This is a genomic window from Pseudomonas sp. KCJK9016, from assembly GCF_046231795.1.
GTDB lineage: Bacteria > Pseudomonadota > Gammaproteobacteria > Pseudomonadales > Pseudomonadaceae > Aquipseudomonas > Aquipseudomonas bananamidigenes.
In genome coordinates this window covers 158767-182256 of sequence record NZ_JBJJMM010000007.1, presented here as the reverse complement: position 1 = coordinate 182256, position 23490 = coordinate 158767, and the positions used below count along the sequence as shown (strand labels likewise).

At 59.2% G+C, this 23490-nt stretch carries 15 protein-coding genes; 8 read left to right on the top strand and 7 right to left on the bottom strand.

The genetic code is table 11. The features are described from left to right. The first annotated feature begins 162 nt into the window (after positions 1-162). On the top strand, positions 163-477 hold the full coding sequence (locus ACK6BI_RS09200; protein ID WP_065259826.1) for a hypothetical protein: 315 nt from the start codon (positions 163-165) through the stop codon (positions 475-477). An 8-nt stretch (positions 478-485) separates the two neighbouring features. On the opposite strand, the gene ACK6BI_RS09195 is transcribed toward ACK6BI_RS09200, so the two are convergent. After that, positions 486-2105, bottom strand: coding sequence for a hybrid sensor histidine kinase/response regulator (locus ACK6BI_RS09195; protein WP_409316822.1), 1620 nt, complete (start codon positions 2103-2105; stop codon positions 486-488). A gap of 113 nt (positions 2106-2218) precedes the next feature. On the opposite strand from ACK6BI_RS09195, the gene ACK6BI_RS09190 reads away from it, so the two are divergent. Beyond that, a complete protein-coding gene (locus ACK6BI_RS09190) occupies positions 2219-2824 on the top strand; it encodes a LuxR C-terminal-related transcriptional regulator (RefSeq protein WP_409316821.1) in 606 nt (201 codons plus the stop codon). Between the two features lie 15 nt (positions 2825-2839). On the opposite strand, the gene ACK6BI_RS09185 is transcribed toward ACK6BI_RS09190, so the two are convergent. Beyond that, entirely contained in the window at positions 2840-3838 is a 999-nt protein-coding gene (locus ACK6BI_RS09185) for a bile acid:sodium symporter family protein (RefSeq protein ID WP_409316820.1), read from the bottom strand. An 83-nt stretch (positions 3839-3921) separates the two neighbouring features. Here ACK6BI_RS09185 and ACK6BI_RS09180 point away from each other — a divergent pair, with 83 nt between their 5' ends. The 3 genes from ACK6BI_RS09180 (at position 3922) to ACK6BI_RS09170 (ending at position 7232) form a co-directional block, all read left to right on the top strand. Next, positions 3922-4710 (top strand): AraC family transcriptional regulator, encoded by a 789-nt coding sequence (locus tag ACK6BI_RS09180; RefSeq protein WP_409316819.1) that lies wholly within the window; start codon positions 3922-3924, stop codon positions 4708-4710. Positions 4711-4848: 138 nt separating this feature from the next. Then, complete coding sequence (locus tag ACK6BI_RS09175) at positions 4849-6561, top strand: amidase (RefSeq protein WP_409316818.1); 1713 nt, start codon at positions 4849-4851, stop codon at positions 6559-6561. A gap of 182 nt (positions 6562-6743) precedes the next feature. Beyond that, positions 6744-7232: a hypothetical protein gene (locus tag ACK6BI_RS09170; protein ID WP_409316817.1), complete on the top strand. Its 489-nt coding sequence runs from the start codon at positions 6744-6746 to the stop codon at positions 7230-7232. 76 nt (positions 7233-7308) lie between these two features. Here ACK6BI_RS09170 and ACK6BI_RS09165 read toward each other — a convergent pair whose 3' ends face one another. Then, complete coding sequence (locus tag ACK6BI_RS09165) at positions 7309-8259, bottom strand: Dyp-type peroxidase (protein WP_409316887.1); 951 nt, start codon at positions 8257-8259, stop codon at positions 7309-7311. Between the two features lie 202 nt (positions 8260-8461). Here ACK6BI_RS09165 and ACK6BI_RS09160 point away from each other — a divergent pair, with 202 nt between their 5' ends. Beyond that, positions 8462-9439, top strand: coding sequence for a TerC family protein (locus tag ACK6BI_RS09160; RefSeq protein ID WP_409316816.1), 978 nt, complete (start codon positions 8462-8464; stop codon positions 9437-9439). 42 nt (positions 9440-9481) lie between these two features. Here the strand turns inward: ACK6BI_RS09160 and ACK6BI_RS09155 are convergent, their stop codons facing one another. Further along, positions 9482-10582 (bottom strand): polyamine ABC transporter substrate-binding protein, encoded by a 1101-nt coding sequence (locus tag ACK6BI_RS09155; protein WP_409316815.1) that lies wholly within the window; start codon positions 10580-10582, stop codon positions 9482-9484. 254 nt (positions 10583-10836) lie between these two features. Further along, a complete protein-coding gene (locus ACK6BI_RS09150) occupies positions 10837-12243 on the bottom strand; it encodes a purine-cytosine permease family protein (RefSeq protein ID WP_409316814.1) in 1407 nt (468 codons plus the stop codon). Positions 12244-12565: 322 nt separating this feature from the next. On the opposite strand from ACK6BI_RS09150, the gene ACK6BI_RS09145 reads away from it, so the two are divergent. Continuing rightward, the gene (locus ACK6BI_RS09145; protein ID WP_409316813.1) at positions 12566-13051 is read left to right on the top strand and encodes a flavin reductase family protein; all 486 of its coding nucleotides are present in this window, start codon (positions 12566-12568) and stop codon (positions 13049-13051) included. A gap of 67 nt (positions 13052-13118) precedes the next feature. Continuing rightward, positions 13119-14162 carry an LLM class flavin-dependent oxidoreductase gene (locus ACK6BI_RS09140; protein ID WP_260519835.1) on the top strand — a complete coding sequence of 348 codons (1044 nt, stop codon included), beginning with the start codon at positions 13119-13121 and terminating at the stop codon, positions 14160-14162. 830 nt (positions 14163-14992) lie between these two features. Here the strand turns inward: ACK6BI_RS09140 and ACK6BI_RS09135 are convergent. Together ACK6BI_RS09135 and ACK6BI_RS09130 are read right to left on the bottom strand one after the other, a co-directional pair. Then, on the bottom strand, positions 14993-15343 hold the full coding sequence (locus ACK6BI_RS09135; protein WP_409316812.1) for an immunity 8 family protein: 351 nt from the start codon (positions 15341-15343) through the stop codon (positions 14993-14995). 5 nt (positions 15344-15348) lie between these two features. Beyond that, positions 15349-23475, bottom strand: coding sequence for a DUF637 domain-containing protein (locus ACK6BI_RS09130; protein WP_409316811.1), 8127 nt, complete (start codon positions 23473-23475; stop codon positions 15349-15351). Positions 23476-23490 lie beyond the last annotated feature (15 nt).

Here is a 23490-nt window from a genome sequence, read left to right as displayed (position 1 = left end):
CATGCAAAACGTCGACACCCGCACTAGCACATTTGTGCTAATCGACCACCCCGTTCCCTGGCGTTATATTCCCTCGCAACCCCCGACACGCCCCAACATTGCCGCTGCGCAGTGCGCGGGATCGTTGTGCCTGGAAAAACAACAACACCAAGGAAGCACATCATGAACCTGTACCTCAACTTCGCCAGAATCACGGTGCTCGGTGCCCTGCTTATCGGCGCCACCGGTTGCCAGACCGCAAAGCCCACCGAAGACAGCATGCGCGAACGGGCCCAGACCGTCATTGGTCAGCCAGTCAGCAAAATCGCCAACGTACGCAACGACAGCACCCTCACCTACTACACCGCCTACACCGCTGCCGGCGAATACAATTGTGAGCTGCCCAGCGGCGCGATCGTCGCAGTCGCCAGCATGGGCATCATGTCGCCCCCACTGACCTGCCTGCCAAAAGGCGCATCGCCGATTCCGGGTCGCTGATCCGGCTGCTAAACACTGACACTTTCGGCGTGCCGGTCGCGCAGCGCACGCAAGGTCGCGCGCAGCTCGGCCGGGCGTACCGGTTTGGACAGAATGGCTATCTGGCGGTCATGCAGGGCCGCCTGGATTTTTTCGATGTCATGCCCGGTGATGATCATGGCCGGCACCGCAAAACCCCGCTGACGACGAACTTCATCGATGCATTCGATACCGGTACTGTGCGAGCCGAGGTCATAGTCGGCAACGATGATGTCGCAGTCGGTGACCAGCCCCTGCCCCGTCAGTTCAGCCTGCACGACGCAACCCCAGCGCTCCAGCAACGCCGAGGTCGCCAGCAGCACGTTGCGATCATCCTCTACCAGACAAACTTTCAATCCCGTCAGCAGGCCAGCTTGACGAACCTCGTCGCGACTGGCCGGTAACTGCGGCGCCGCCCGTGACAAGCCCTGCAGCGTCACCGCCGTCCCGTGCCCCAGCCGCGAGCGAATCAGCACATCGACGCCGATCATCTGCCCCAGCCGCTTGACAATCGACAGGCCCAACCCCACGCCTTCAACGTCCTTGTCGCGCAATTGACGAACCCGATAAAACTCCTCGAAAACCCTGGGCAAATGCTCTTCGTCGATGCCGCTGCCACGGTCATAAACCACGATGGCCAACCCCGCCCCCTTTCTACGAACGCCCACCAGCACCGGCCGCTGCGCGCCATATTTGAAACAGTTGGACAGCACGTTTTGCACCATGGTCGCCAGCAAGGCCGGGTCGGAGCGCACCCAATGCTCGCAACGGTGCAGACGCAGATCCACCCCGGCCCAACGGGCGGCTTCGGCATTCTGGCGAATCAGATCCGTCAGCCACTGCCCCAGCTCCAGCGTTTGCATCCGGGGTTGAACCCGGCCGTTGTCGAGGGTGTACAGATCGAGGATCGAACGGAAAAGCTGCGACACGTTGAGCAGCGACCGGTCAATGTTGTCCACCAGCCGCCGTTCGTCCTCGCCCAGCCGCGACTCACGCAGACACGCGGTAAACAGTCCGATGGAATGGATCGGCTGGCGCAGGTCATGACTGGCCTGGGCCAGGAATCGCGACTTCTCCAGATTCGCCGCAATCGCCTCTTCGGAAGCCTTGCGCGTGCGCTCCAGCAACAGGTGTGCATACACCGGAATCACCGTGCTGGTGATCATCAGCATCACCACCATGAACGGTTGCGCCTGCCAGTACGGCGTCAGCCGATAGACCGCCAGCAGCGCCAGCAAGGCCAGTACGGTGGCTATCGCCAGATAGCGCGAGCCGTAGCGCATGCCGTTGCCAAGGTTGACCCAGACCATGACGGCATAGATAGGAAGCGCCGCTTCACCACCGACCACCAGCCCGAAACTGGTACCGGTGTAATCATGGATCATGCCGAATATGCGTCGCGCCGGATAATGCCCCGGCCAACGCACGATGGCCTGACGCAGCCCGACAGACGCCAGCAGAAACAGGGCAATGTAGGTGACCACCGGCAGATAGGTGTCGAAGCGCTGGCCTGGCAGGAAACCGAGCACGGCCATGTAAACCAGCGCAATACTGGCGATGATGATGCGCAGATTGGCCTGGTCGAGCTCGGTGTTCTTTTCAAACTTCATGGGGAACGTCCTTGTGCGGCAATCGTCAGATTCAGCACGAGCCGACAGGCAATGCCTTCGCCGGATGCTAAGGTGCACGCCGTGAGAACAATCGACCCAGGGAGGGTGGTGCCATGACATGCCGAGTCATCATAGCCGACGATCATCCGCTGTTTCGCGAAGCGATGGTGCGCACGGTAAGTCGTCTGTTACCTGAGGCGCAGATCGAAGAAGCCGGCGACCTGGAGGCCGTCCTCGCATTGCTGCCATCCGGCGATGAGCCCGACACCCTGATTCTGGATCTGCGGTTCCCCGGCCTGACCTGCGTCAGCCAGCTCGGCGAACTGCGGCGACGTCTGCCGCGCACCACGCTGATCGTGGTGTCGATGGTGGATGACGAGGCGCTGATCGGCGAAGTCATGTCAGCGGGCATCGACGGTTTCATCGGCAAGAACATCGCCCCCGATGAAATCGGCGAGGCCATCCTGGCGATCCGCGAAGGCGAAGTGCTGGTGAAGTTCGCCCCGTCGGGCCTGCTGCCGCTGGAAACCGGCGCTGCCCTCACCCCGCGCCAGCAGGATGTCCTGCGACTGATTGCCCAAGGCAAGACCAACAAGGAAATCGCCCGTGAACTGGATATTTCCCCGTTCACGGTGCGGATTCATGTGTCGTCGTTGTTGCGGGTGCTCAACGTGCCGTCGCGGGCGGCGGCGGCAGTCAAGTATTCCGGTGCGGGTTAGCGTCCGCAGCCGTGATTACGGATCAACCTGCGCCATCAGTTCCTGCACCGACTCTTGGCGTTTCGCATACCGCTGCGCCAGCACCGCGCAAACCATCAACTGGATCTGGTGAAACAGCATCAGCGGCAGAATCAGCACGCCAATGGTGCTCCCGGCAAACAACACCTGGGCCATTGGCACACCGGTGGCCAGGCTCTTTTTCGAGCCGCAGAACAGAATGGTGATGCGGTCTTCCAGGTTGAAGCCGAACAGCTTGCCGAGCATCGTCGATGCCAGCAGCACCAGGCCCAACAGAATGCAGCAGGCCACAACCAGACCGAGCAGGTCGATGACCGGGATCTGATGCCAGATGCCTTCGTTGACGGCCTCACTGAACGCGCCGTAGACCACCAGCAGAATCGAACCCTGGTCGACGAATTTCAGCCAGTGCTTGTTGCGTCCGACCCAGGCGCCGATCCAGCGGCGGGCGATCTGACCGGCGATGAACGGCAGGAGCAGTTGCACGCTGATTTTCAGGATCGCATCGACGGTCGAACCGCCATCACCGTGAACGTTCAGCAACAGCGTTACCAGCAACGGCGTGAGGAAAATACCGAACAGACTGGACGCCGCCGCGCTGCAGATCGCCGCCGGAATATTGCCCCGGGCCAGCGAAGTGAAGGCAATTGCCGATTGCACCGTGGCCGGCAGCGCGCAAAGGTAGAGCATGCCCATGTACAGGCTGTCACCGATCATCGGCGACAGCAGCGGCTTGAGCGCCAGGCCCAGCAGCGGGAACAGGACAAAGGTCAGGCCGAACACCAGCAGATGCAGGCGCCAGTGACCGGCGCCAGCAATGATCGATTCGCGGGACAGCTTGGCGCCGTGCAGGAAAAACAACAGCGCAATCGCAATGTTGGTCAGCCAGCCGAAGCCGACTGCGACCTGACCACTGGCGGGTAGGAAGCTGGCGAGCAGCACCACGGCGATCAGGGTCAGGGTGAAGTTGTCGGGCAAGAATCTTGGGCGCGTCATGGTTTGCTCATCCGGGGTTGCCAGTACGTGAAAGCGACTCTAACGTGACTGACAATTACCGACTAACGCCGAAGAGCCGCAAGATGCCGCCAAAAGGACATGACAAAAGCGTCAGACGCACCATTCCCGGGCTGCCCAGCCTGCCGCGTCCGCTGTACGGGCGCACAGAATCGCTGCCCAATCGCGCCCTGACCCGCCGCCACAGTCATCCGTGGGTGCAATTGTCTTACGCGATCCAGGGCGTGCTCGAAGTGCAGACCGCCGCCGGTCGTTTCGTCGCGCCACCCGAACGGGCCGTGTGGATTCCGGCAGGTATACCGCATCGGGTATTCAGTTCACCGCACACGGAAATGCGCAGCCTCTACATCGATTGCAGCGTGGCAAGCCGGGCCCTGGAGCGTTGCCATGTGCTCGGCGTCAGCGATCTTTTGCGGGAACTGATACGGGCCTTCAGTCAGATACCTGTCGAGTATGACCAGAACGGCCCGCATGGACGCCTAGCGCAGGTGATCCTCGATCAATTGGCCGAAGCCCCGCAAATCGAGTTGATGCTACCGCTGCCCCAGGACATCCGCTTACGGCAGATTTACCAAAGTCTGGAGCAACATCCGGAACAGCAGACCACACTCAATCACTGGAGCGAGAAGTTCGGCGTCACCGAGAAAACCCTTAGCCGCCTGTTCCTGCGTGATACCGGCTTGACCTTCCGAGCCTGGCGCCAACGCTTGCGCCTGCTGGGCGCGCTGACGCCGCTGGAACGCGGCGAACGAGTCACCGAAGTAGCTCTGGCCTGCGGTTATGATTCGACGTCGGCCTTCATCGCAGCCTTTCGTCAGCAGTTTGGCGAGACGCCCGGAGAATTTTTTCGCTGATTTTTATCGATATTTATCGAATTAGGACATGCCATTCGGCAAACTTCAGGGTAGAGTTTCGTCCATCAGGAATGTTTGACACGTTTCGGCGATAACAATGTTCTACAACCCTTTAGCGAACCTGTCGGCGGTAACAGCATGATCGAAGTCACTGAAGTCTCCATTGCTCAACTGCGCTCGGCGCTCGAATCCGGCCAAACCACCGCGGTTGAGCTGGTCCAGGCCTATCTGGCGCGCATCGATGCCTATGACGGCCCGGACACCGCCACCGCCCTGAACGCGGTGATCGTGCGCAACCCCGAAGCCTTGAAGGAAGCCGAGGCTTCCGATGCCCGCCGCGCCAGAGGCGAAACCCTCGGTCCGCTGGACGGCATCCCCTACACCGCCAAGGACAGCTATCTGGTCAAAGGCCTGACTGCTGCGTCCGGCAGCCCGGCGTTCGCCGACCTGGTGGCCCAGCGCGATGCATTCACCATCGAGCGCCTGCGGGCGGGCGGCGCGATCTGCCTGGGCAAGACCAACATGCCACCGATGGCCAACGGCGGGATGCAGCGCGGGGTCTATGGCCGTGCCGAAAGCCCGTATAACGCCGCCTATCTTACGGCGCCATTTGCTTCCGGTTCGTCGAACGGTGCCGGTACCGCCACCGCTGCCAGCTTCTCGGCGTTCGGTCTGGCGGAAGAAACCTGGTCGAGCGGTCGCGGCCCGGCATCCAACAATGGCCTGTGCGCCTACACGCCATCGCGCGGGGTGATTTCGGTGCGCGGCAACTGGCCGCTGACGCCGACCATGGACGTGGTCGTGCCCTACGCACGCACCATGGCCGACCTGCTGGAAGTGCTCGACGTGGTTGTCGCCGAAGACACCGACACCCGTGGCGACCTGTGGCGCCTGCAACCCTGGGTGCCGATCCCGAGCGTCGCCTCGGTGCGCCCTGCTTCCTATCTCGATCTGGCGGTAAAAAGCGATGCGCTGGCGGGCAAGCGCCTGGGCGTGCCGCGCATGTACATCAACGCCGACCCTGAGGCCGGCACGAGCGAAGCACCGGGCATCGGCGGCCCGACCGGGCAACGCATCAACACCCGCGCCTCGGTAATCGATCTGTGGAAACAGGCCCGCCAGGCCCTGGAAGCCGCCGGCGCCGAAGTGATCGAAGTGGATTTCCCGCTCGTCTCCAACTGCGAAGGCGATCGTCCGGGCGCACCGACCGTGTTCAATCGCGGCATCGTTTCCAAAGAGTTCATGCACCACGAACTGTGGGACCTGTCGGCGTGGGCGTTCGATGACTTCCTGCGCGCCAACGGTGACCCGAAACTCAACCGACTGGCAGACGTCGACGGCCCGAAAATCTTCCCCCACGATCCGGGCACCCTGCCCAACCGTGAAGGCGACCTCGCCGCCGGCATGGATGAATACGTGCGCATGGCCGAGCGCGGCATCACGCCATGGGATCAGATTCCGACGCTGCCGGACGGTCTGCGCGGTCTGGAGAAAACCCGCAAGCTCGACCTCGAAGACTGGATGGATCGCCTCGGCCTCGACGCCGTGCTGTTCCCGACCAATGCCGACGTGGGCCCGGCGGACGCCGACGTCAACCCGGCCTCGGCGGACATCGCCTGGAGCAACGGCATCTGGGTCGCCAACGGCAACCTCGCGATCCGCCACCTCGGCGTGCCGACCGTCACCGTGCCGATGGGCGTGATGGCCGACATCGGCATGCCGGTGGGGCTGACGTTTGCCGGTCGTGCCTATGACGATTCGACTTTGCTGCGTCTGGCGACTGCGTTTGAAGCGACAGGGTCGAAGCGTCTGGTGCCGCCACGTACGCCTCCGCTGTATACAAAAATGTAACTAGAGAACGGCGTCGCAAAAAAGTGTGCGCCCCATTTTTTGGGGCGCCATACTCTCATCTTTAACTTTTCGCAACTGTAACTTATACCAGTTGCCACTCCTGTACTCAGCGCATAACGTGAAGCTTGTTGGAAAGCCTACAATACAGTCCCAATACGCGTTGATTATCAGGAGCACACAGCATGAGCACTAACTCAAAAAAAAATGACAGTACAAAATATGAGGCTCTACGCCTTAAAGCAGAAAAACTTCCCGGCGATATGTATTACAGGTCCGCTATCGCTCCACCTTATGGTGGCCATAAAAAAACCTTCGATGCACAACGTTATCTTTATGGCGTCAGCGGCCCTGATTTCACTCGTATATATCTAATGGGCTGGAATATGCACGACCCTGACCCCACCTACGATGAACTTGTTTTTGAGATTAGAAGTACAGTTAAAGACGGAACGCACCCGGTAGGCCCTTCTTCAGAAGTACGAGCGTCGGTTTCATTAAACAGCAATACCAACCAATTTGCCAGCGAAGCAAAATCTGGAACCATTACATTTCAACGAAACGAAACTGAACGCACTATCACCGGAACAGCCAATTTGAAAGTTGACATGGACCGGACGACATATGAATTCAAGGTGGAGTTCCATTTAACCGCAAATGCCCCGCTTCCATAAAACAAGAGCAGCGCCAAAAAGGGTCTGCCTGCTCAATAATTGCACATTGCATTTGCATACCCTTTTTATCCACGACCTATTTCACGCTCTTTGAGTTCTCGCACTTTTCCAAATAATCAATTGATGGGATAAAAAACAGACCTCCAGTAATCGCCGTGCTGAAGTCCAGCAACCGGTCGTAGTTGCCCGGCGGCTTGCCGACGAACATGTTTTCCAGCATCTGCTCCAGCGGTTCGGGCGAACGCGCGTAACCGATGAAGTAAGTGCCGAACTCACCTGCGCCGGGCCGGCCGAACGGCATGTTGTCGCGCAGGATCTTCACTTCCTCGCCGTCCTTGGTGATGGTCGTCAAGGCGCTGTGGGAATTGCTCGGCTTGACCGCGTCATCCAGTTCGATATCGGACAGTTTGGTCCGTCCGATCACCCGCTCCTGTGCTTCGACCGGCAATTCGTTCCACGCCTTCATGTTGTGCAGATACTTCTGCACCAGCACATAACTGCCGCCGCTGAAGGTCTGATCTTCATCACCCACGAGAGTGAAATGCTCGGCCTTGCGACCGACCGGGTTCTCCGTGCCGTCGACGAAACCGATGATGCTGCGCATGTCGAAATAGCGGAAACCCTGCACTTCGTCAGTCACCGTCACGGCGCCGTCCAGCGCCGACATCAGCTGCGTCGCCAGTTCGAAACACAGGTCCATCTGATCGGCGCGAATGTGCAGCAGCAGATCGCCAGGCGTGGAAACGGCGCGCCGCCCTTCTACGCCGAATTCGCGAAAGTCATGCAGGGACGCCGGTCGCGGACTGCCGAACAGACGATCCCAGGCGCTGGAAGAAAACCCGCAGACGCAGGACAGGTTGCCCGAGGGCACGCGTTTGCCGACCGAACGCGTCAGGCCCGCGATATCGGCGCACCAGTCGCGGACCTTCCGGGCCGCCTCGGCTTCGGCGTTGAGGGTCGCCACGATGAATATCGCAGCACTGGTGATCGGGCTGCAGACGGCTTGAGGATCTGGCGTGTCGATGATCGTCGCTCCTGGTATGGTGGACTGGCTCGACAGCGAGGTTAGCAAAGAAGTGTTCAATGAAATATGACCTGCGCCACGCCCTCTCACCTGACACTTCGTTTTTCACGAACAATACCCACGAAATAAACGATTTTTCTTCGTCGCAATTCCCTTCCAGCATGCCCCCGTCTACCCCGAACAACATAAAGACAGGGAGAACGACATGCACCCCATCAACATCGGCGAACCCTGGATGTGGGTCGCCTTCATCGTGTTTGTCCTCGCCATGCTGGCCGTCGACCTTTTTGTCTTCGGTGGGCGCAAGGCGCATCGGGTCTCGGTGCGCGAAGCCGCATCATGGGTGATTGCCTGGTGCATGCTCGCGCTGGCCTTCGCCGGACTGCTCTGGTGGTATCTGAACGGCGAATTCGGTTCCGAAATCGCCCAGCGCAAGACACTGGAATTTCTCACCGGTTATCTGATCGAGCAGTCGCTGTCGATCGACAACATGTTCGTGTTCGTGATGATTTTCGGCTACTTCGCCGTGCCGCCAGAGTTACAGCGACGAGTGCTGCTGTACGGCGTGCTCGGGGCGATCGTGATGCGCGCAGCGATGATCTTTGCCGGGGTGTGGCTGGTGTCGCAGTTCACGTGGCTGCTGTATGTGTTCGGCGCGTTCCTGATCATCACCGGGATCAAGATGCTGGTGTTCGCCGAACAGCAACCGGACCTCGATAACAATCCGCTGCTGCGCTGGGTGCGCGGACATCTGCGGATCACCAACGGCTTTCATGGCGAGCGTTTTTTCATATTGCAGAACGGCGTTCGCTGGGCCACGCCGATGTTTCTGGTGCTGGTGCTGATCGAGGCCAGCGACCTGATGTTCGCGGTGGACAGCATCCCGGCGATTTTCGCCGTGACCACCGATCCGTTCATCATTTTCACCTCGAACATCTTCGCGATCATGGGCCTGCGGGCGCTGTACTTTCTACTGGCGGACATGGCCGACCGCTTTCACCTGCTCAAATACGGGCTGGCGCTGGTGCTGGTATTCATCGGCGGGAAGATGACGGCGATGCCGTGGTTTCACATGCCGGTAGAATGGTCGCTGGCGATTGTCGGCGGGCTGATTCTGGCGTCGGTGTTGCTCAGTCTGGTGCTGACAAAGGACAAGTCGCCCGAAGAAAGTCAGGCGAAATAACAGCCGAGGGAGCGAACGGGACTCGCTCCCTCGGCTTTGAACTTACTTATCGGACTTGATGCTGGTCCACACCCGTGTCCGCACCCGCTCCAGTTTCTGCGGCAATGGCTGCACTACATACAGCGTCTTCAGCGCCTCGCTGGTCGGTGTCAGGTTGGGGTTGTCGGTGATTTCCTTGTTGATCAGCGGCAGCGAATCCTTGTTGGCATTCGGGTAGCCGAGGAAATCGCTGATCGAAGCGATGACCTTCGGATCGAGCAAGTTGTTGAGGAACTCGTGGGCCTCTTCAACGTTCTTCGCACTCTTCGGAATGGCGAAGGTGTCGAACCAGATCGGCGCACCCTCCTTCGGCAGGCGCCAGTCGACCACCACGCCGTTTTTCGCTTCCTTGGCGCGGTTGCCGAACTGGTAGAAGCTGCCGGAGTAACCGATGGCCACGCAGATGTCGCCGTTGGCGATGTCAGTCATGTATTTGGCCGAGTTGAAATAGGTGACGTAAGGGCGAACCTTGAGCATCAGGTCCTTGGCTTTCTCATAGTCGGCCGGGTTCTGGCTGTTCGGATCGAGACCCAGGTAATGCAGGGCGAGCGGCAGGATTTCCGATGGCGAATCGAGCATCGCTACGCCGCAGGATTTCAGTTTTTCCATGTTCTCGGGTTGGAACACCAGATCCCAGCTGTCCACTGGTGCGTTCTCGCCGAGCGCGGCCCTGACCTTGGCCGGGTTGAAACCGATCAGCACTGTGCCGACCATATAGGGCACGCCGTACTGATTGCCGGGGTCGTTGGAATCGAGCAGCTTGAGCAGCGCCGGGTCCTGATGGCTCCAGTTCGGCAACTTGGACTTGTCGAGTTTCTGGAACACGCCGGCCTTGATCTGGGTATCGAGGAACTGGTTCGACGGCACTACCAGGTCGTAACCGGAGTTGCCGGTCAGCAGCTTGGCTTCGAGGGATTCATTGGTGTCGAAGGTGTCCCAGGTCACTTTGATCTTGCTTTTGGCGGCGAAGTCCTTGGGCACTGACGGCAGGATGTAATCCGCCCAGTTGTACACCCGCAGTTCGCGCTGTTCAGCCTGGACGGCGCCGGCCAGCAGCGTCAGCCCGCAGACAGTGGCGCCCAGAATGCGTTTCATCGTGACCATGTTGTGTTTCCCCGAATGCAGCGTGAGTCGATGGTTTTTATGTTCTGTACACGGCAGCGGCTGTCAGATCAGCCAAGGGCAAGGAAGGTGCAGCATTTAGTTGTGGCTTCGATTTTTGCCGAGCATGGTCGACGCGCACAGTAGCCGATTGGCCAAAAGGGGATCGAAATGGCCAATTTGCGTGACCACCCGAATGCTGAAACGACAATGCCCGGCGAATGGCCGGGCATTGCGTGAACCAGCTGTGCGGGCGATCAGTCAGTGAAACCCAAACGTGCCGCCCTGCTCTGCTGTGTCTGCCCGCGCGTCGCCAGGCAGTAATACAACGGACAGGTCACGATCAGGCCGACCAGCCAGGACAGGTCCGCGCCCTCCACCAGATTGGCGTACGGGCCGACATACAACGATGTGTTGGCAAATGGCAGCTGCACAATGATGCCGATGAAATAGGCAATGATCGCGTGCAGATTGAAACGCCCATAAATTCCGCCATCGGCACGAAAGATCGAGGCGATGTCGTAGCGGCCGCGCTTGATCAGGTAGAAGTCGATCAGGTTGATCGAGGCCCACGGCACCAACACCAGCAGCAGCGCCAGAATCAGGCCGATGAACTCGGAAATGAAATCCGCTGATGCCCCCAGCGCCACCACGCAGCAGCCCGTCAGGACGACGCTCGACAGAATCACTCGCACTTTGATGCTCGGTGTCCACCGGCTGGCGAAGGTCTGGATCGAGGTGATGATCGACAGCACCGCGCCATACAGATTCAGCGCGTTGTGGCTGATGATGTTGAGCAGGAACAGCACCATCAGAATCGGCCCCAGCCAACCGGTGGACTGCTTGACCGCCGCCATCGCCTCGGTGCCTTCCGGCGTCGCCAGCACCGCTACCGCGCCGAAGGTGAACGACAAAATCGTGCCCAGCGTGGCGCCCAGGTAAGTCGCGATAAATGGCTTGCTGATACCGATGTCCGCTGGCAGGTAACGGGAATAGTCCGAGACGTACGGCGAGAAACTGATCTGCCAGATGATCCCCAGCGACATCGTCGCCAGCCACCCCGACAGATTGAAGCTGCCACGGGTAAAGAAGTCCGCCGGCAAGTCATGGGCAAAGATGTAGATGAAACCGGCGAGCAGCGCACTGCCCATCACCCAGGTGCCGATGCGGTTGAGGGTGTGAATGAAGTTGTAGCCAATCACACCGATGGCCGTTGCACTCAGGGCGCCGATCAGAATGCTCATCGGCGCCGGTACCGACGGCGCAATGCCGACGATGGATTTGCCTGCGAGCACGATGTTGGAAATGAAGAAGCCGATGTAGATGATCGCCGCGAAGAACACGATCAGCAGCGCACCATAACGCCCGAACTGACCACGACTCTGCACCATCTGCGGAATGCCCATGCGCGGACCTTGCGCCGACGCCAGGGCAATCACCACGCCGCCGATCATGTGCCCCAGCACAATCGCCAGCAGCCCCCAGAACAGGTCGAGGTGAAACACCTGGACCACCATGGCGCCGGTGACGATGGGCAGTGGCGCAATGTTGGTGCTGAACCAAAGGGTGAAAAGGTCGCGGGCCTTCCCGTGGCGTTCCGCGAGTGGGACATAGTCGACCGTGTGATTCTCGATCAACGGATCTTGCCGGGACATCTGGGACATATATGAACTCGATTGGGTCTGTTCTTATCGTTGTATGAAGCCAAACCGGGGACGTTTCTGGCCGCCCCTCAGATGAACACCATATTATGGTATTCCAACATTTTCACAAGACTGATCCGCTGTTTGCGGCGGCAACTGATCCGGCATCCTCCCCGATAGCCAGGCTTTACGGCTAGACGAAAGGCCCGTAAATGTTGAGTTTCCGACGAATGCACCACGTTTATCGTTTCACCAAAAAAGCGCTTGCAATCGATGTATTACGGTATACCATCAGGCCAACAAACGAATAAAAACACGCTTCACCGCACTCGAGGATTGACCAATGATCGATGCTGCCGTCTACAAACAAGTCATGGGCTCGTTCCCGTCCGGCGTCACCGTCATCACCACGCTTGATGACGAAGGCCAGATCGTCGGCCTGACCGCCAGCGCGTTCAGCTCGCTGTCGATGGACCCGGCCCTGGTGCTGTTCTGCCCCAACTACAGCTCCGACTCCTATCCCGTCCTGATCAAGAACAAACGCTTTGCCATTCACGTCCTGTCCGGCGGACAGCAGAGCGAAGCCTACGCGTTCGCCCGCAAAGGCAAGGACAAGGCGCAGGGCATCGAGTGGACGCTGAGCGAACTGGGCAACCCGATCCTGGCCAACGCGACAGCTATCATCGAATGTGAGCTGTGGCGCGAATACGAAGGCGGCGACCACGCCATCATGGTCGGCGCGGTGAAAAACCTCATCGTCCCCCAACAGGACACCGGCCCGCTGGTGTACTGCCACGGCAAGATGGGCGCCCTGCCCGCCTTCGCCTGACTCACACGTTTGCACATGAACAGGCCGGCGAGCGACCGGCCGACCACAAGAGATTCGAGGTAGCGTCATGAAATTTTCCCTGTTCGTACACATGGAACGCTGGGACGAAAGCGTCAGCCACCGTCAACTGTTCGAAGACCTGACCGAACTGACGTTGATGGCCGAGGCCGGCGGTTTCAGCACCGTGTGGATCGGCGAACACCACGCCATGGAATACACCATCTCGCCGAGCCCGATGCCGCTGCTGGCCTACCTCGCCGCCAAAACCACCACCATTCATCTCGGCGCCGGCACCATCATCGCGCCGTTCTGGCACCCGCTGCGGGTCGCCGGTGAATGCGCCCTGCTCGACGTGATCAGCAACGGCCGGATGGAAGTCGGCCTGGCGCGTGGCGCCTATCAGGTGGAATTCGATCGCATGGCAGGCGGCATGCCCGCGTCATCCGGCGGCCAGGCGCTGCGGGAAATGGTCCCGGTGGTGCGCGCCCTGTGGCAAGGCGACTACGCCCACAACGGCGATATCTGGAAGTTCCCCACCTCCACCAGCGTGCCGAAACCGGTCCAGAAACCCAACCCGCCAATGTGGATTGCCGCCCGCGACCCGGACTCGCACAACTTCGCCGTGGCCAATGGCTGCAACGTGATGGTCACGCCGTTGATGAAGGGTGACGAAGAAGTCCTCGACCTGAAAAACAAATTCCAGACCGCACTCGACAACAACCCGGATGTACCGCGCCCACAACTGATGGTGCTGCGTCACACCCACGTGCATTCAGTGGACGACCCGGAAGGCTGGAAGGTCGGCGCCAAAGCCATCTCACGCTTCTACCGCACCTTCGACGCCTGGTTCGGCAACAAGGAAACCCCGGTCAACGGCTTCCTCGCCCCGAGCCCGGAAGAGAAATTTGCCGGACGGCCGGAGTTTGAGCTGGAAAGCCTGCACAAGACCGCCATGATCGGCACGCCGGAAGAGATCATTCCGCGAATCAAGTACTACCAGGAACTGGGGGTGGATGAGTTCAGTTTCTGGTGCGACAACAGCTTGCCGCATGCGGAGAAGAAGAAGTCGCTGGAGTTGTTTATCAAGCATGTGGTGCCGGCGTTTCGATAAACCTGCTGCCCGGTATATGAAAACGCCCCGAGATGTTCGGGGCGTTTTCATTTGAGGATTCAAGGCAACGATGGCTCTGTTGGATCAGGCAGAAAGAAGCGCGCTGTCAGCCGGCATGTCGCCATTGCCGTGACGAACAATACGATTTTCCGCGTCCTGCTATTTTCTCGCGGCAGTCAATCTGATTCACGCAGATAGCTTTGATAGGACTGACCTTCTGCGTGCCGTATCCACACTCGCCCACAGCAAGGGCACTCAATGACCTCCCTCATATTGTTATCGACCATATCGTAAAACCGAGCGTCGTCCAGAGGTTGCTTTGCAAGCAACTGGGCTATCTCAACGACCCGGGAATTTGGAACAAGGGAATATTGCTCACGTGTGGGAGATGAAACCAGGTCGATCACATGAGAGCACTTGCATGAAAACTTCGCCATTTACGCACCTTTCCCCAAAAGACTGTTGATCGCTTTCCGATCCAGTTGCATGACCTTGCCGCCTTGCGAAAATATGAGTTCTTTCAATGGGATGGACTGTCCTGCCTTGTCTCTTCGTCCAAATGCAGCGGCGGCTGTCTTGTAGCACGGGGACAGATTTATTTAATCAAATAAATCCGTCCCCTTTTAATATAAGCATGGCGGCGGAAACGTTGCTGTTGATGCTGAAGAATTTGGCGTCTACGATCCATGTGGGCTGTGTCCTTGGTTTTCTGGTGTGTGTTCGCAACTATCACCGTAGACCAAGGCCAGTCCTTCTTCATTTTTGCTTTCAGCTCAATCGGTTAGCTGGTAAGTAAGTGCTATTAAAATCCGTCCCCTTTTTTCTATTGATTAGGATTGATAATCATCAAATTCCCAGGCAAATATCTTTCCCAGCTTTATCACGATAGTTTCCCAGCTATCCCCCTCGCAGCGACTCACATACTCATGAATCAATCCATTAATAGTCGAAAAATCATATTCTCGAACAATTAATAGACCTCTCCCCCAACGAGGCTCCCACATTGTCTCTTCTAACCACTTTGGAGTGCAGATGAAAAGCTCAAAATCATCTGCCCCTTGCGTACTATCAAGCCCAATTCGAATACGAAGACTTAAAGAAAAGTTGTCTACGCTCTCAGGAACGTAGGTCTCGACATCAAAAAAATCATTAGAAATACTTTTTATAACAGCATGCATCATTCCTCCTAGTCAGCCACATTCAGATGGCCGTTACTTACTTTTACGCGTTGACCTGTTACCGGGTTGATGTTGTACTTTTCAAAATTGGCCTGCACGCCTGTCGTTGCAAAAGATGAATCTTTGGGTGTTGGCGGCCTATATACACGAGTGCCGTCTGCGCTAATCAAACCAAGCCCATCACTTGTTTTTGTCGCACCATCTCCAACCCAGGTTTTACCCAACTGATTAGCTTCGGAAGATGTACCTTGACCTATAGAGAAGTTCGGATTTTTCGTTCCACTGCCGTTCACAGCCGCAGCTAATCTTGAGTCCTGAGCGGCAATATTGCTCAGGTTTTCTTGTATCAGTTGATCCTTCAGCTTTGGATACAAGGCCGCATTTTCAGCGCCGGAGCTAGCAGCTCCACCTTTTGCACCAATGACGCTTTTCGCAGATCCCGAACTTACTCGACTTATTATGGCAGCCAGCCCTAAAAAAGACAGTTCCCCTGCCATGAACTGCCCCCACGCCTTGACGAACTCGGTCGCAGGCTGCCCACCCTCAAAGCCTTGCCCTTCACCAAGTGCTCGTTGTACTTGAGCAATTTCTTCTGCTGATGCCCCTATGCTTTGCATGTACTCCGTCAAGGTCGTGGATGCGTTGGCATACTCCGTCAACCCCGGCGGCATGTGAAAGTCGTGATTGTAGGTCGTAGCATTCCCGGCAATGCTCGCACCCAGTTGCAGATCACCACCCACCGCTGCCGCGCCAACCAGACCTGTCAGTTGCGAAAGCATTTGATGCAAATCTTTGTTATCACCTGCCCAGCCAGCGAAAACATTCATTGCCGCTTCATTCAAACCAGCAGCCGCCGCCCCGGTGGCAAAATCCCCTCCCAGCGCTTGGGAAATCGCTCCCCCCATCAGCGCATGCGCTACGACTTTTACAACACCGCCTTCCGGAAATTTGATGGTGTTGTCACCGACCCAATTAAACCCGGTCGCCATCCCGACGGTGCCGGCCTCTCCCACGAGCGCAGAACCGAAGTTGCTGCCGAAGCTGCCACCACCGATAACGGTGGAGATGCCACTGGTTACGACTGCTCGCCCCGTCGTCCGAATCGCAACATCGGTAAAGTTGGAACTGGTGAGAATGTTCGCGTTCTTGACGCCTCCCGCGGCTGCGTCAAACCAGTGCTTGTCCCCGTAATCGAGCACGCCCGCCGTAATACCGGCAATAGCGGCGTTCTTGAGACTGTCGGCGCTGAAAGTTTCCTTGAACGCTTCCCCCAGATTGCCCTTGTTGCTGATGGTGCTGGTCACAGCCGTGGTTGCCAGACTGGTGGCAATTGCACCAGTGGCGCCTCCGCTCACCAACGCCAACCCACCTGGCCCCATGACAAATGACATCATGATCGCAATGGCGATTTGTGCCGCCGGCCCGACCCCCGAGTTGTCATATTTGAACGACTCGTGAATCTCCTTCACCAACCGCCAATCAACATCCCCACGCGCTTCAGCATCCTTCAACCACGCCAACTGCGGATCCGCCTTGACCATCGCATCAATGGTCTGGCCGACGGTTTGCTGGTTCACATCCTTGATATCAATCTTCAGCCCATCAACCGCCTTCAACACGATGTTGCCTTTGGCAATCATCTGGGTCTGGCGAAGGGTTTCGTCGGTGTTGCCGCGGCCTTTGGCTGATACCCACGCGGCGTTGTTGTTGGTTTTGGTGTGGCTCTCGTCATGCAGGTCCTTCACCCCTTGAAAGGTGATGGAGCCGCCGCTGTCCAGCGTGATGTCCTTGCCGCTGTCGAGTTTGGCCACCTGATAGGTCTGGTCGCCCTTGCTGACCAGCGAGAGGTTGCCGCCGGTCTTGATCTCGGTGCCGACATGGGTGATCTGGGTGACTTCGTCGCGCTTGAGCTTGAGATTGCCGAAGCCACCCTTTTCTTTCATGTCGTAGAGGGTGTAGTCCTTGTTCTGCGCAGCGAGCAGGTTCAGGTCTTTTCCGGCATAGAGATAGGCTTCGTTGCCTGCGCTGATCTTGCTCGCCACCAGCGTCGTGTCACGACCGGAGTTGGTCTTGACGTCGCCACCGGCGATGAACTCGGCAGCTTTCTGGACGGTGTGGTTGTCTTCTTCGTGGACGCGTTTCTTGCCGTCCTTGCTGTGGGTTTCAACGTTGTGTTCGTCACCCGCCGAGGACAGGTAGATATCGCGTTTCGCGTCGGCGGTCAGGTTACCCTTGGCCTCGGCGGCGCTGGCCACGACGTTGAGATCGCGACCGGCGTCGAGCTTGAGGTTACCGCCGCTTTTCACACTGGAACCGAGGTTTTCCACGGTAGTGGTGATGACCGAGCGGTGACCGCCCTCGAACGATTCGTGCAGTTCGCTTTCGTTGCGCGTCGCCAGCAGGTTGATGTCGCGGGTGGCGCTCAGGGTGGCGTCGCCGCCGCTGCTGATGGACGAGGCGTTGACGAGGTCATTGCCCGACTTGATGGTCAGCGTGTCGCGAGCGCTGATGTTGCCGCCGTCGTCCACCAGGGTGCGCATGCCGTGACCGTCGCGTACGGCGACGGCGGTGCGATCGTTGACGATATCGCCCTTGAGGCTGGTAAGGCTGACCTGATTGCCGCGAATCTCACCGGCCAGCGCATTGCGGATGCTGTCGGTGGCCATCAGCGTGATGCGCTCGTTGGCTTCGACCAGGCCGCCCTGATAGAGGCTGCCTTTGACGTCGACAGACAGATCCTTGGTCGCCTGCAACGTGCCGACGTTGACCAGATCATTGCCCGCGATCAGCTCCAGGTCGCGCCCTTGAAGCAGACTGCCGCCACGCACGTTGCGGGATTCGGCCTGGGCCAGATAGAGCACCGGCACCAGCACTTTCTGGCCGTCGACGATGCGCTCTTCCATCCACACGATGTCGTGGGTCAGTGCCGCCACCTGCTCGGACGTCAGGCTCACGCCCACGGACATCAGATAACGGAACTGCTCGTAGTCGTTGTTCAGACCACCGGCAAGAAAGCGCTGGCCGGTCTGGGCCATCACCGCATCGCTGATTAGTCGTGTCTCGTAGCGGCCGTCGCCGAGGCGCCGGGCCGCTTCATCGGCGCTGAAGCTGAGTTTGCCCAGCAGGTAATCGGAACTCATGAACGGCGCGGACTGGGTCAGCTCCGGGTTGGTTTCGATCAGGTAATGGCTCTGCGGATTCGAGCTCTGCACGAACAGGCCGTAAGGGCCTTTCGGCAGACGGAACGTCGAGGAAGCCGTCGGATCGACTGCGGCAAACGGTACGCCCTTGAAATCGACCGGCACGAAGCTGATCTGCTTCACACCATCGGCGTCGACGCGCTCGATCCGGGTGACGTCTTTCGGCGCCTGGGCGCTGGCGTCGGTGCTGTGTTTGCCCAGGTTGATGGTGACGCCGCCGACGGCGGTTGTCTGGTCGCTGGACAGCTTGCCGGTCAACTGGTCGTAGGTGTTTTCGTAAAGGGTGCCGTTCTGGATGCTGTGAGCGACGTCCAGTTTGACTTTGCCGCCGGCCTGTAGCACCGACGAATAAATTTTGTCGGGGGTGTCTCCGGTCGTGGTGACATCACTTGTCTGCAAAAATCGCTCATCGCTCGAACGACTGACCAACTCGTTGAAACGTGCCTCATCGAAGTGGCCCGCCGCGGTCGCTGCGTTGAACGCCGGGATGTCGATGAATTCCATCTGGTCCCAGAGGCTATTGTCGATGTGCGCCGGAGTGCCGATCTTCACTATCCGCTGGCCGGAGCGCGACATTGCGCCCTGGTTCAGCAGGCTGTCGGCCGTCACGGACAGATCACCGTTCGCTGCCAGCAGGCTGTAGCGGTTCTCGACGTTACTGGCATGAAGAGTGAGGTTCTTGCCGGCGACAAACCGGGCCGCCCGCGAGTCTTTCAGGACCTTGTCGCTGAATTCCGTGGTAATCGTGATATAGCCGCGTTTCCAGCCATCACCGCCGTCGCAATGCTGGGCGCATATCCAGCTCAGACTGCCGGACGATGGCCCCGAAGCGATTTCGAATTCGGCTTTGGCGTTTTCAAACGAAACGGCATTGATGTCGATGTCACCTTCACCTTCGAGGGTGCCCGACAAGTTGCTGAACGACGCCGCCCGTCCTCCGCCCACGGCGTCGAACGTCAGCTTGCCGCGACTGTAGATATCGCCATAGAAGTTGCTCAGGCTGTTGCCGTGCAGCTCCATCGTGCCGCCGCTGAACAGCAGCGTGTCGGGACCGTTGCTGACGCCATTGTTGGCGTTGAACAGCAGGTTGCCTTGCGAGCCGAGCGTACCTTTGTTGTCGATCCGCGCAGCGGAGACCGTGAGGTTCTGGTTGGCAATCAGTCGACCCAGGTTGTCGAGCGTGCCGCGCAGCGTCAGCTCGGTGTCGCCACCGCTGACCAGGCGGCCGTCGCGCTGAATCAGGTCGTTGGCACCGATCACGAGTTTCTGTCTGGCGGACACGCGTCCACTGTTGATCAGGTTGCCGCCGAGGTTCAGCGTCAGGTCGCCGTCAGTAGCCAGTTCACCGGCGTTATTCAGACTGGCGACGTTGAGTTTGAGCGCCGAAGCACTGGCGATGCGATCCCCGACATTGAGGTTCAAGTCCTGCGCGCTGGTATAGGTCAGGCCACCGTTCAGTTGCCAGGTGCCCACGCCATTGACCGACGCGACATCCCAGACGCCGTTGCCCAGACCGGTCAGGCTGCCTTGAGAGCCGGTCAGGTTGGTCAGGTCCAGATCGAACAGCCCTTTCGCAGCATGACGAACGCTGCCGCTGAGGTTGTTGAGCTGGGCCCCGGCCAGTTCCAGATTCTCGCTGCCGATCTCGATGACGCCGTTCTGGTTGTTCAGGTTGCCGGTCAGTTTGATCTGGCTGGAAGCGCCGCCCAGTGCTCGGATCTGCCCGCCGGCGCTGTTGTTCAATTGGCCGCTGGTGAGCTTCAGATCCGTTGCCGATTCGATCAGTCCTCCCTGATTGAGTACCTGGCTGTCCGCTTCGAATGCCAGTCGATTGCCGCTGATTTCTCCGCCCGCGTTATCCAGACTGGAGCCATCAAAAATGACCTGATCTTTGCCGAAGAGCTTGCCGGCATGGTTGGTCAGGCGTGTCACCGTCAGTTTCAGGTCGCCGAGCAGACTTGAGATCAATCCGGCCTTGCCATCGACTGCGCTGTTGTCGAGGTCGGTGCTGGTGATGTTCAGGGTGTCGGCCTGTAGCGTACCGCCCTGGTTCTGCAGGCTGCCGGTGCCCAGCGCCAGTTCTGCGTGGCTGCCATTGGCGAGGATGGCACCCTGCTGGTTCAGCAGGGTGTTGCCGACGATTTTCAAGCCATCGCTGCCGGCAATGATCTGGCCCGCATTGCGGTTGTCGATGGACGTACTGGCGATGTCCAGACGTTTGCCGCGCAATGTGCCGCCGCGGTTGTCGAGTTCGACCAGTTGCTCGAGCAGCAGATGTTGCTCACCGGCGTCGACTACACCCGTGACGTTTTTGAAGACACCGGCGATGTTCAGCGCAATGTCACCGCCCGTGCCGACGATGCCGCCCTTGTCGCTGTTGTTCAGCTGTGTTGCGGTGACTTCGATGGTTTTACCGAGCAGGACACCGGCACTGTTGTCGACCGTGTCGCTTTCGATGTGCAGGTCGGCGTCGCTCTGGATGCGGCCCTTTTGATTGAGCAGTTGCGACTGTCCGCCGGCGGTTTGTTTGAGAATCAACCGGGCACCATCGACACCCGCCGCCAGCAGGCCACCCTCGCCGTTATCGAGGCTGACGGCTTGAACGTCGAGGCGGTCGCCAATGCCCCGCCCGCCACGGTTGTCGATATGACCGTTGCGTGCAACCAGCAGCAATTGTTGCGCGGCCAGCACACCATTGCGGTTGTCGAGGCTGCCCGCGTGGACATCCACATCACCCTGGCTGGCCTGCAATCGACCCAAGGCATTGTTCAGGTGCTTGTTGACCAGCAGCGTGAGCTTGCCGGTTTCGGCGCTGATCGCGCCTTTGTCGTTGCGGGTGAGATTGGTCAGCGTTGCATCGACAACACCGCCGAGCAGTTGGCCGCTGGAGTTGCCCAGGTCGCGTGCGGTCAGGTTCAGGGCCGTGTTGCCCTGAATCAGGCCCTGAGTGTTGTCCAGGTCTTCGCTGGTCAGCACGCTGTCATCGGATGAAATCGTGCCTTGGGTATTGTCGAGTTTGCCGCGAATGGTGACCTCAAGGGTTTTGCCGGTCAGGCTGGCATTGCGGTTGTCGATGCTGCCGGCGTCAACCTTCAAGCGGTCGGAGGCCTGAACCTTGCCATCGTGGTTGGCGAGGTCCTGATCCAGCGTCAGGTCAACGTTGCCGTTTTCGCCACTGACGACCCCTTTGCCGCTGTTATCCAGACGAGTGCCGGTTATCCGGATCGAGTCGGCCGCCAATGTGCCGCCCTGATTGAGCAACTCGGCACCCGAGACGACGAGATCGGTCTTTGCCTGGATCTTGCCTTTGCCGTTGTTCAGACGTTCGTGGGCGACGACCCTGGTTTCGCCCTGGCTGGCAGCAATCAGGCCGCCAGCGTTGTCGAGTTGTCGGGTATCGATATCCAGACGTCCGGCAATGATTTTGCCGTCGTCGTTTTGCAGCGCCCGAGTATTGAGTTCCAAACCGCCGCCGGCGATTTCGATACGACCCTTGCGGTTGTCCAGACTGTCGACGGAGAGCGTTGCCGCCTGGCCGTCGGCGAAGCGGATCAAACCGCTTAGGTTGACGATTGCCGGTACGTTGAAGGCCAGACTGGTTTCGCCGTAAATCCGTGCATCAGTCCCTTGGTTGACCAGCCGAGTGGCGCCCAGCGCGACGGTTTTGGCCTGGACGATACCGTTCTGGTTGTCGAGCGAACCTGCGGCACTGACGCTCAGGGAGCGACTGGCCAACAGGCTGCCACGGTTGCTCACCGCGCCGCTGTTGATGGCAACGTCACCATTGCCGTTACGGCTGTTGTCCGCGTTCACCCCGGCTTCGATCACGCCGGCGTTGGTCAGCGTGCCGCCGCTGGTGAGGCGCACGGCGTCGCGCGCGGCGAGGCTCTGCTGGCTCACCAGATCCTGCGCAGTCTGCACCGCGAGTTGCGTACCGGCGTAAACCGCCTGCTGGGCTTCAAGACTGTTGGCCTTGATGTCGACCGCGTTGCTGGCGGTGACCTTGGCCAGCGTCAGTTGCCCATTGGCATCGATCTGGATATCCCCGGCACTGGCTGCCAGCTCGCCCGCCAGCTTCACGCCGACACCGGCCTCGGTACCCACCAGTCTGATCGCCCCGGCGTACATCCCGCCGAGCGCCGAGGAGTCGATGGCCAGTTGCGGCTTGGCACTGCCGTCGTCGGCCCGCGCGGTAGCGTTGAGCGTTTCGGCGTTTACATCGTTGCGGCCGGTGGTGATGTTCAGCCGTTGGGCGTGAATCTGCGCGTTGATCTGCGCACTGCGGGTGATGATTTCAAAGCTGTCGACGGCGCTGGCATCCAGACCTTTGCCGTCAATGGAAACACTGCCCTGATCGACCTGAAAACGATCCAGTCGACCCGCGGCATCCAGCACCGGCTTGCCGGTGGTCAGGGTCACACGTGGCGTGTTGATGAAGCCACACCCGTTGCAACTGATGCCATACGGGTTGGCCACGATCACACGAGCGGACTGCCCCGCCACTTCGGTGTAGCCGCGTAACTGGCTCGGACTGCCGCCGTTGACTTCGTTGAGGATCGTCTGTGCCGCCGTGCCACGCAGATTCGGGTTGCCGAGAATGATCCCGCCCATCTGCGTCAGCTGAGTGCGACTCGTGGCGTTGTTGAGGATGACGCCCTGCGGATCCACGTTGTAATCGTGGAACTGGTTGTGCGACAGCCCCGCGCCGTTGGGCGCGGCGATATTGACGATGGGCACGCCATTACCTGCCCGGTCGAGCGTGGTGCCGGGAGCGCTGACGACAATACCGTCCGCCTGCGCCCACATCGGCTGCCAGAACATGACGTTGGCCAGCAGGAATGCCAGGCCGCGTTTTGGCATGCCCCAGAAGTGTTCGCGGTTTTTTACGGCAGCAGAAGGCTGCCTGGCCAGAAAGGCCAGGTGACGGAAGTCCATATCAGAATCTCGGGG

Coding starts and splice junctions, on each gene's coding strand:
- ACK6BI_RS09200 (WP_065259826.1), top strand. CDS start 163: ATGAACCTGTACCTCAACTTCGCCAGAATCACGGTGCTCGGTGCCCTG.
- ACK6BI_RS09195 (WP_409316822.1), bottom strand. CDS start 2,105: ATGAAGTTTGAAAAGAACACCGAGCTCGACCAGGCCAATCTGCGCATC.
- ACK6BI_RS09190 (WP_409316821.1), top strand. CDS start 2,219: ATGACATGCCGAGTCATCATAGCCGACGATCATCCGCTGTTTCGCGAA.
- ACK6BI_RS09185 (WP_409316820.1), bottom strand. CDS start 3,838: ATGACGCGCCCAAGATTCTTGCCCGACAACTTCACCCTGACCCTGATC.
- ACK6BI_RS09180 (WP_409316819.1), top strand. CDS start 3,922: ATGCCGCCAAAAGGACATGACAAAAGCGTCAGACGCACCATTCCCGGG.
- ACK6BI_RS09175 (WP_409316818.1), top strand. CDS start 4,849: ATGATCGAAGTCACTGAAGTCTCCATTGCTCAACTGCGCTCGGCGCTC.
- ACK6BI_RS09170 (WP_409316817.1), top strand. CDS start 6,744: ATGAGCACTAACTCAAAAAAAAATGACAGTACAAAATATGAGGCTCTA.
- ACK6BI_RS09160 (WP_409316816.1), top strand. CDS start 8,462: ATGCACCCCATCAACATCGGCGAACCCTGGATGTGGGTCGCCTTCATC.
- ACK6BI_RS09155 (WP_409316815.1), bottom strand. CDS start 10,582: ATGGTCACGATGAAACGCATTCTGGGCGCCACTGTCTGCGGGCTGACG.
- ACK6BI_RS09150 (WP_409316814.1), bottom strand. CDS start 12,243: ATGTCCCAGATGTCCCGGCAAGATCCGTTGATCGAGAATCACACGGTC.
- ACK6BI_RS09145 (WP_409316813.1), top strand. CDS start 12,566: ATGATCGATGCTGCCGTCTACAAACAAGTCATGGGCTCGTTCCCGTCC.
- ACK6BI_RS09140 (WP_260519835.1), top strand. CDS start 13,119: ATGAAATTTTCCCTGTTCGTACACATGGAACGCTGGGACGAAAGCGTC.
- ACK6BI_RS09135 (WP_409316812.1), bottom strand. CDS start 15,343: ATGATGCATGCTGTTATAAAAAGTATTTCTAATGATTTTTTTGATGTC.
- ACK6BI_RS09130 (WP_409316811.1), bottom strand. CDS start 23,475: ATGGACTTCCGTCACCTGGCCTTTCTGGCCAGGCAGCCTTCTGCTGCC.